The sequence below is a fragment of the Legionella sp. genome, from assembly GCF_049790535.1.
In the GTDB taxonomy this organism is placed as follows: Bacteria; Pseudomonadota; Gammaproteobacteria; order Legionellales; family Legionellaceae; genus Legionella.
On record NZ_JBAQZB010000084.1, the window covers coordinates 1 to 9,521 of the forward strand.

The following is a 9,521-nucleotide window of genomic DNA, read 5'->3' on the forward strand; positions in this document are numbered from 1 at the left end:
ATCTGGTGCATGGTGTCGATCTCTTAATGTCTGGAAACACTATTTGATCATAATCACCATGCACATTCAATTTTTTTATCCCTTTTTTCAATGCGTTAAGATAAAAATTCGTGTGGAACTCTCAGGGGCTAGTCCTTTTGCATATAAAGTAGCAGAACAATTTGGCATTAAGGTTTGGCCCACGCGCGCAGGGCTTGTGCCTTTAACCCTGGATGTGCAGGAAAAAGAAAAAAGTTCCCTGCTTTCAGGCATTGGCATTGACAGTATTGCCAGCAATGAACAAATCGAATTTCGTGAACATATTTTATTTACTCATCGCGGCTTAAGTGGACCGGCTATTTTACAATTATCTTCTTTTTGGAAGCCTGGAGAAACAATTTGCATTAATTTACTTCCCGAAATTAATCTTCTTTCAACTTTAAAATCCGCCCGAATAAACAAACCACAAAAGCAATTAAACTCGATATTGGCCAATTATTTACCCAAACGGGTTATAGAAATTTTCATTACCTCAGAACTAGCAGAAAAAAAACTGGCTAATTTATCAAATCATGATTTAAACACTGTAGCCAAACAAATTAATTCATGGCTAGTGAAACCTAACGGTACAGAAGGCTATCGAACAGCCGAAGTTACACTTGGTGGTGTAGATTGTAACGCTGTTTCTTCCAAAACGATGGAAGTAAACGAAGTCCCAGGACTTTATTTCATCGGTGAAGCATTGGATGTAACCGGTTGGTTAGGTGGTTATAATTTTCAATGGGCGTGGTCATCGGGCTGGGCTGCCGGTCAAGTTGTATAACTACCTCATCTGAGATGTATTCAATGGTGTCAGTGGAAAACGCCAAAGCCCAGCTTTAATAAACTAATCTTGTTCCAGGTAAATCGCAAGAAAGCAGCCAGAGTCGCGTCCATGGTTCAGCTCGGCAATGAGTGCCATGAACTTCGCATTAAACTATTGCTACTTTAGGATGCTGGGGTGGCTCTTTTGTAGCAATATAATACTAATGTAGGTGAATTATGGGAATCCCAATAAGAATTGATGAAAACATTTATTATGAGGCAAAAAAAGTTGCTGTAGCAGAATTTCGCTGGACAGGGGATAGTAATCAAGGGAAAAGAATCCACTTTGGATTCAATCTGTTTTGTTCTCTCTAGATGGCCTTGTTTTTAGGAATGATTTTCCTAAAAAAATAAATGTTCTGGCTTATTAGCCATTAAATAAAAAACGCCTATTAAAGCGATGAAAGCCGGGATACCCAATAAATACCATATTCTAAAATAACGTTGATACTCTGCGGATAAAGGGGTTTTGTTTACGGATGCCGCGAATGCTAAATCACGACATCGCATCTGTAACCAGACTACAGGCAGCCAAAAAATGCCTGCAATAACGTAACCTAATATAGACCCTAATACCCATAAACTTAATAATGAATATCCTTTTAAATAAACCAAAATAAATCCAGTAATAGCTTGGGTTGCACCGGATGTTGCAGTGAAAAGCCAATCGGCCATCACAACTGTTGAAGTTGTCTTGGCAATGAGCGCCACGTTTTTTTGTTGATTAACATAAAACATGTAAAAAGCGGTTCCCAATCCAGTACCAAATAGAACTGAAGCACTGATGATATGGAGTATTTTAATCCATGCATACAACATTATCGTTTACTCTCTAAGGCCATCATAATCAGTATTGCTACAAATAAAGGAATATTTTTTGCGATTGGCGCAAAAGGATTTAGCCAATAAATAGTAAGAGAAAAAGAAATTATCACCGTATACAACAAAATAAAAATACATTGCAGGAAACCTATAGCCAATAATCGATAATTAAATAAGGTAGCTATACCTAATAAAATATCTATCATACTCAATGAATACAAAGCTAAAGGCTGAAATGTAAGCGGGATTTTTGCTTGTGTCATTAAATCAAAACTTAACGAAGACGAAGTTGGTAATAGACTGACTATCCCTGAAAATATCCATATAAATGCTATGCTAATACGTAACAAAGGTCTTAAAAAATATAATCTTGCATGCCAACGATCCTGCACGCTGCTTACCATGCCATTAAGACCACTAGTGAAACTTCTTGGCTTTATATGAGTACTATTTTCTAGGTTTTTTATTTCCACCTCACTAGCTATGTTATTAACCGACATCATTTTAATACCCGTCTCACTCATGGGCGAATTAGGTATATAATTTCCTATTTTGGCTCCTAACTGAATAAATATATCTGGTACAACAAATGGCCAGGCTTTTTTAAAACCGAGCCAAGTTCGTATTTTAATTAGAAGATTTTTTATGGAAATTCTTTCTTCTCCTACGGCACAAAGTATTTTCCTGCCAGGAAGAGTCAATGCTTTCTCAACTATGAGCGTTAAGTCATCCATATGAATGGGTTGTTGCAGTTGTTCAGAATGGCTCGGTATAGGAAGAATATAAGGAAGGCCGGCAAGTCCACGAAATAAAGATGAACCACCATAAGTTCCTTTACCATAGACTAGACCTGGGCGAATAATTGTTGAGTCAATATCTAAGGATTGTAAATAGTGATCAATAGCTAATTTACTCGTTGCATAAGGCACATTAACTTTATCAATCCCAAGCGCTGAAATTTGAATAATTTTTTTTATCCCTTGTTTTACACAAGCTTCAAATAGCGCTTTTGGTGCCTCATAATGAATGTTCCACATGGTTTTTTCTTTAGTTGTTTGAAATACACCGACACAATTAATTACTGCATCAACATCTTTTAATTGTTGCGACCAAAATTCAGGCATGATTGCTTTAGTAAAGTCAGCTTTAAAAACGCGAGTGTGTGGAATATTTTCTAGAAGCTTGTCATGTACACAAGCAATAATCTCATGACCAGCTGTTACCAGCCGAGCAATTATTTCCTGTGCAATAAAACCATTCGCACCTGTTATCAAAATACGCATCTTTTATTTCCTAAATAAAAATTCCAACCCTGTGCTTTGTGTTACAGCATCATGAATGATAATAATAAAAATTAAAATCATAGCAATATTCAGAGAATAAAAACTTTTTAAGGAATAAAGGGCTATAACCTTTCTAGAAAAATAAAATTTTTTAATCAATAGGGTGAGTAACCATAATATTATTAGAAACCCGAAAGCATGGTAAGCAATAAAAATCCATGGAACTTCTAAAGGGAAGTGTCCTGAAGTGACAAGTGGTATAGAGGTTGTAATTTGAATGAAAATGCACAATAAAATAATGGCATCCCCAAAATAGCTTGCCCTTATTGAATAATCGATTAGAGCTTGATCGTGTTTATTGATACTTTGAGTAATATAAAAAAAAGTTGCGATAGTAATGCCAAAAAACGATACGCCACAGATTACATGAAAAAATTTAATAATTGAAAGCATCATGAAAAACAATCCAAATCATTAATTGCTGTATTTTCTGCATTAAATTCAATAAATGTAGCTGTATACCGAAATTAACACATGCGCCAAAATAAGTTTATTACATTATCATAATGCCTTGTTCCTTACAGTAAAAGACTGCAACCTATTGAAAATAATCAATTAGATTATTATTGGCAACTTGAGTAAAGTTCTTATTTCAATGCCTGATAAAATTGCTTCACGAATGCGAGCCTCTATTCCACAAAAGCAACGCAGTAAAGTTATTGTGCAATTAATAGAGAAAGAAATAAAAAGACGTGAAAAAGCACTTTATGAATGTGCTGCTGCTGTTGAGCAAGATCATGAATTAAATCAGGAGATGAAAGATTGGGATGTAACTCTTCAAGATGGATTAGCTGATGAAACGTGGTGATATTTATTAATCCAACAACCGGATCAGCCATCAATAAACAACGTCCTTGTGTGTGCTCGTAGGAGCAACGCCAATAATAAGGCGCGGCATACTCCTCTTTCCACCTCAGCAAAAGCCAGGCCTACAATAACAATTTTAGTTTCTTCTCTTAATAAGCAAGTAACGGCCATATGGGTTGATAAAAGTAGACTAAAGGGCTTCATCAGTACACTTTCTGATAAGGATTTAAACTTTCTTGATGATGGTTTGCGACAAGTTTTGAGTTTATAATTTTAGAAACATTGCGTGCTTTCTGGATTTTTGGCTAAATCTTTTAAGGACGCCCCAATGTGGTATATCTCAGATTCATTGATAATTAAAAACCGATCATGAGATAAATCAAATTGAAACACCTCTATTCTTTTATATTCCGCATTATACTTTTCAATGTCTAATTTCAAATGTTTGCTGATCGTTTTGGTCAGTATATAAACTTTAACTTGTGGTTCAGATTTAGATAAGTGCTCTAAAACAGTCTCATCAACATAATTATCGAGCAAAATCATTGATTTTTCGCCGTTCTAATTAATTTCATATGCATCAAAAATTTGGGCTCCGTTTTAACTTTCAATCTGAATTATTTCTTATAATAGTGTTTTTTAAAAAAACAGGTAGATAAAATAGTGATCAGAGCTTTTATTTGCTAATATGGAATATATAATTTAATAGTGAGTAATAATATGCCACATCCATACGAAGTGAAATTCCCTGCGCTTGCTCGTAAATACCAAAGTCATGAGAATATTGGTTATATCTTAAGTGTGCTTGAAAAGTATGGGGATCATTTTTTCAATCTTAAAGAGATTGAAGGGCTTGCTGACAGCGGCCAATGGCTAAATGGTACTGCTTATGTGAATTTTTTTGAGTCATGCATTGAAAATAGTGGCGCTGATTACACCGAAGAAGAAATCAAAGCCCAACTATTTCCTTATTTAGCCCAGCGTATGAATGAAAGCGACTGGTATCGTGCTAATCTATCTAGCCCAGGCAGAGGTAATAAAGAAATAGGCCTGTGGGAAAAATTTCAAGCAAATACGCTAGGAGCAGATTTAAGCAAAAATGAAGTTTTAAAAGAATACGCTTTTACTACTGTGGATATGGCGCGTACTGCGGCCAGAGGCAGCAATCAGGGCGATAAGCTCCAAGTTCTAGAATTGCGCCATTTACCTTATTTAAATGCGAATAGCTTTAAAAATAAGCCTTTATATATTCGTAGTGCGGCAGGGGACAAAAAAGGCTTACCCCAATGGATTTTGTTGTATTACAAACACGGTGAGCCACATCTTTACAGTGAGTCGCCCATTTTAGAAGAAGATAAAAAAGCTTTAGCCGAGATTTACGGGCCGCAAAAAGCGATTTTAGAAGGCGGAACCTCTGCTTTGTCTATGTCTTCGGGTATTCATGCGGTGGCTCACTACATCCAAATTTTTGGCGGAGCCGGATTATCAGATTCAGCAGATTATTTTTCGCTTTTAATTGAATGGGTTTGGTTTACCGAAAGCCGACATCCTTCTGGTAGCTTAAATTGGAATTGGCAATTTTTCAAAGAGCGTACCTTACAATGGGATAAAGACACACATAAATTTGCCTTATTAGATTTTAATAAGCAGATTGGAGATGCAAAGGATAATCAGTACATGCAAATGCGTTCTTATTATTTGGGCTTGGGTGGGGCTTTGGCTGATACCCCTTCAAAAGCGTTGCTCATTGACTCAAAAAAATCAACTGTGACTCTAAATGTAACTAATGAGCTGGTTAATTCTAATGAGATTTCATCGACTTATAAAATCAAAGGACATGGAAAAAAAGCAGCTTATGGTTTCGATAACAGTAGTTTAAAACAACGCACTAGCTCTGGCTCCCAATCTGCAGAAATCTTTGCCAACACTTTGGTGCTTAACACATTTCGTGCTTGCGCTCGTGAAAAAAAGTTAATTATTAATTTACCCGATCAATTTCAGTTAAACAATGACGAACAAGCATTAGTTTGTTATTTAATGGAAATGAATCCCTATGTTTGTGATTTTCAAAATCCCCAAAAAAATGCATCGTTAGTGCAAATTAATAATAACTTACAACATATTTTTGCCCGTAACCGATGGTTATCTCTTAATGACTATTTGCCGCCTATGCTGGATGAGTTTTGGGTGGTTGCGGCTGAATATTGGGTTGCTTATTTACAAACTTCGCCAGATTTACTGAAGGACATTAGTGAAGTTAATGAGTTTAAACGCTGTGTGCGCGAAATGGGAGTTCATGGTTTAATTCCTCTTTTGGCTTATTTGCAAGAACAAGAAAGTGACTTAAAGCCTGTGTTTAATATTTTGTTGCAAAATATGGACAGACCACCGGTATTTTATGCAGGGTGTGCTGCTGCAAATATTGAACAATACACCGAAGTTTTAATTATCCACCTACAGAAAAAAAAATACTTCCCCTTTAAACAATTTCAGTTTTCTTTTGTCCCCGGAGTGAATCGCGAATTAATTACCTTATTTACTGAATTAAATAGGCAAGAAATATTTGATAAACTCAGTTTAATGGATTGTTTGGTTTCGGAACAAAGTAAACACGCATTGAAGTCATTTCTTGCTGAAGCAATTTTGCAAGCTAAAGGCGATCTTGAGTGGGTTTGCCCTATTCACATACCTGAATTAGAAAAACCTCTCGATGATCCAAGTCTTGCTAACACCATTCGCTTATACGGTGAGCTGAATAATATTTTAATTAAACGCGCTCGCCAAAAGCAAGCCGAAAAATTATACGAAAACCCTACTTTTGCGCATGCAGCGCATATACATGAAGATGATTTGCCTCCTAAACCTGTGGCCGGTGAAGCGGCTCAAGGTAAAACGCAAGCCAGCAAAGCGCTAGTCAGTAAATTTAATGAAGCTGCGAATAAAATTTGGGAAGATGAGGACAAAAAATTGTCTCTTGCCCGTGCAGGTGGCTTGTCGTTACAGATGCAACAGCAGCAGCAAATTAAGCAGGAACGTAGTCGTTGTCTTGATAATGAGATGGAAAAAGGAACGGCTTATAGTGATGTTTTGCCCTCTGTATTAATTGATTATACCAATATTGATCATGAGTTGAACGAGTACTATTTAAACCTGAATCTAGAATCCCCTATCGATACCAGTAAAGCACTCTTATCTGGTGGTACGACGCTGCAAAAGTTTTTCCATACTTGGGTCAATGCTAATCCGAAAGTTTTAGCCCCCAAAACCATTCACAAAATGACGCCTTATGCAGCAAAAATGTTATTGAAGTTTCATCGTCAATTATCTGGTGGTTTAAATGTTGAGAATTTGCCCCGCGGATTTTACACGCAGCGTATTGCTTCAGGTGAATTGGTTTTAGCTTATAAATCAACCTTAGGCTACACTACTGACCATGATCCGCTGACCATGCATTTGACCAATGCCATCCCTAAAGTAGAACGAGTGCTTGGTAATTACCAACAGTTTGATTTAGATGGCGATGACTTTAATTTTGTCCGTTTATTAGCGCAAATGCAGCCTGAGTTATCGGCTGATGAAAAAAATGATCGCTATGATCAATTTAGATTGGTTGAATATTCTCTTTTATCTTTTGAAAATAAAACCTTCTATCGCGACAATGCGCTGTGGATTAAGAATAATTGGGAATTATTTTATACCGCATATAGGGCAAATTTTTTAAAGGAGTTAAAAGATCTGCAACACCACAGTAAGTCAGTTAAGCTTGAGCAGCGTGTGGTACTTGGTTTGCTATTACCTGATGCCCCTGAGGTGGCAAAAATCTGTGCAGATCATCCCGATATAGATTATGCTAAAGGCTTAGGTCAAATATATTCTCGTTATGGGAGTGATGGGCTAAAGCGATTTGCTAACGTAATTTTAACCATGCGTAATCGTTTAGGTACTGATTTTGTACATGCCTTTATTGAAAATTACCTCAAGCGTTGTGATACTTTTAATCCTTTACTGCAAGAAAAAGGCTTAAGTTCTTTAGAGCAAATGATTACGGAATTGGCCGCGGATCCTGATGAATCTCAGTTATTTGAAACCTTCCTTGAATTGCATATGGCAGCAGTAGAATGGGAAGATATTACTTTATTATGGAAAGGATTTAGCTATTTTTACAATCATATTAAAGAAATGGGCTTGGAGAAGAAATTTACTGCTGAGCTATTACGCAGCATAAAACCTAAAGGACAAAATCTCTTTCCTTGTTTTGAGCGAATTTTAAAGTCATTGGAAAAAATTCCGAATCAAGAATTACGCAAGGAATTTATTTCTGGTATAGCGAGTCTAGATTTAACTGAAGGTGACGTGCCTTATGCAGTCTGCCATGATGGTTTTGTCTTAGTGGATCCTACTTTGCAGCTGGAAGGATTTAAAGAGGGTGCTCCAACATACAAGGCTCCTCTAGAAAATTTATTTACGCCTATTTGGCAAGAGCCCTTATTTACTTTGCGTGCTCTTGGTTCCAAAGGACATATTAAGCCCCAAGATTATAAAAATTTCAAAGATAAAGGCTTATCCAAAGAGATGCTGGTTTGGGCTCTGCACACTGATTGGAAAGATACTACAGATTTTTATGCATTTTTCGACGCTAAGGATCCAGTATTTGTTACACAGATTGCCCGATATTTCCATAATTTTTTCTACACCCAAAACCAAAGTTATCGCCGTTATCCTTTGGCCATATTTGAGTCTTTACAAGGTCATAAAGCCCAATTGAACCAAGTATTAAACAAGTACCCCAAAAATGTTGCTTTTTTAGATGCTTATAAATTGGTTTATGAGATGGCAGATTCTGAGGCGCATTTAGCCCGTATTTTTGCTTTGTTTTTAGCGCCACAAACTCCTGCGCAACACCCACATTTAGAGCAAGGTTTGCTTTTAGCCACCGTATTTGGTGTTTCTAGCACGAAACTCGATGTTTTTTATCGCAGTACGCAAAAATTAAAGCAAATTACGCATAATGAACTCACTTTTTTGATAACCCAATTAACTTCCTTAAATATGAATTCATTGCCTGCTGATGCTGCTTTACGTGAGGCTCTGTGGACGAAGATACTTGAGTGTATTGCCAAAATGGATGCTCATCCTTTGGATATCAATGAAATTCGTACCCAGTTGATGCACAGTTTGAAAAATGATGAGGGGTTGATCTTCAAAAGCTCAATTTCTGGTGATTACCGCTTAGTAAATAATGACGACTTGCAAGCTTTAGGCTTAGAACAGTTTTTTGAACAGCATGTAGACCGCTTACGACACTTGCTGCTTAATCATATTGCTATTTCTGAAGCGGAAAAAGATGATGAGCCTTTAAAACCATTAATTGAATTTTTCAAACGCTTGCAGTTAAATAAAACCTATATTAATGAAATCGAACCCTTATTAACGACCCTGGAAAAAATAGTAGCTAAGAACCCCGATGGATCCTGGACTGCGGCTTATTTAAGTGAATTGCTACGTGCATTACAACCTGAAGACAGTTCTGCAGGCTTTTCAATTTCGGTGTTTGAAACCTTATTAACGGAGGCATCTAGCCCTGAACGATCCACACGAATTTACTCATATATCCCTTGCTCCAATTGTGTTTGAATGATCATCTGTACCAAGAGAATGGAGGCAAGAAAGAGTTGTTCATTAGAAAAAATAAGTTGTTTTTTTAAG

7 protein-coding genes are annotated in these 9,521 nt (G+C 36.7%); 3 read left to right on the plus strand and 4 right to left on the minus strand.

Translation table 11 applies throughout. The annotated features are described in order from the left end of the window. On the plus strand, positions 1 to 802 hold an 802-nt coding region (locus WA877_RS04800), incomplete at its 5' end, for an aminoacetone oxidase family FAD-binding enzyme (protein ID WP_425169800.1). Between the two features lie 383 nt (positions 803 to 1,185). On the opposite strand, the gene WA877_RS04805 is transcribed toward WA877_RS04800, so the two are convergent. Genes WA877_RS04805 through WA877_RS04815 form a run of 3 tightly spaced genes read right to left on the minus strand, consistent with a single transcriptional unit; the run spans position 1,186 to position 3,404 of the window. Beyond that, positions 1,186 to 1,662 (minus strand): DUF2269 family protein, encoded by a 477-nt coding sequence (locus tag WA877_RS04805; protein WP_425169801.1) that lies wholly within the window; start codon positions 1,660 to 1,662, stop codon positions 1,186 to 1,188. Continuing rightward, positions 1,662 to 2,948: an SDR family oxidoreductase gene (locus WA877_RS04810; protein ID WP_425169802.1), complete on the minus strand. Its 1,287-nt coding sequence runs from the start codon at positions 2,946 to 2,948 to the stop codon at positions 1,662 to 1,664. Before WA877_RS04810 ends, WA877_RS04805 begins: the two co-directional genes overlap by 1 nt. 3 nt (positions 2,949 to 2,951) lie before the next feature. Beyond that, positions 2,952 to 3,404, minus strand: coding sequence for a DUF2269 family protein (locus WA877_RS04815; RefSeq protein WP_425169803.1), 453 nt, complete (start codon positions 3,402 to 3,404; stop codon positions 2,952 to 2,954). 199 nt (positions 3,405 to 3,603) lie between these two features. Between WA877_RS04815 and WA877_RS04820 the strand changes: the two genes are divergently transcribed. After that, positions 3,604 to 3,816, plus strand: a complete 213-nt coding sequence (locus WA877_RS04820; RefSeq protein ID WP_425169804.1) for a hypothetical protein — start codon at positions 3,604 to 3,606, stop codon at positions 3,814 to 3,816. Positions 3,817 to 4,088: 272 nt separating this feature from the next. On the opposite strand, the gene WA877_RS04825 is transcribed toward WA877_RS04820, so the two are convergent. Then, positions 4,089 to 4,361 (minus strand): hypothetical protein, encoded by a 273-nt coding sequence (locus tag WA877_RS04825; RefSeq protein WP_425169805.1) that lies wholly within the window; start codon positions 4,359 to 4,361, stop codon positions 4,089 to 4,091. Positions 4,362 to 4,535: 174 nt separating this feature from the next. Here WA877_RS04825 and WA877_RS04830 point away from each other — a divergent pair, with 174 nt between their 5' ends. Then, entirely contained in the window at positions 4,536 to 9,449 is a 4,914-nt protein-coding gene (locus WA877_RS04830) for a hypothetical protein (RefSeq protein WP_425169806.1), read from the plus strand. The last annotated feature ends 72 nt before the right edge of the window (positions 9,450 to 9,521 follow it).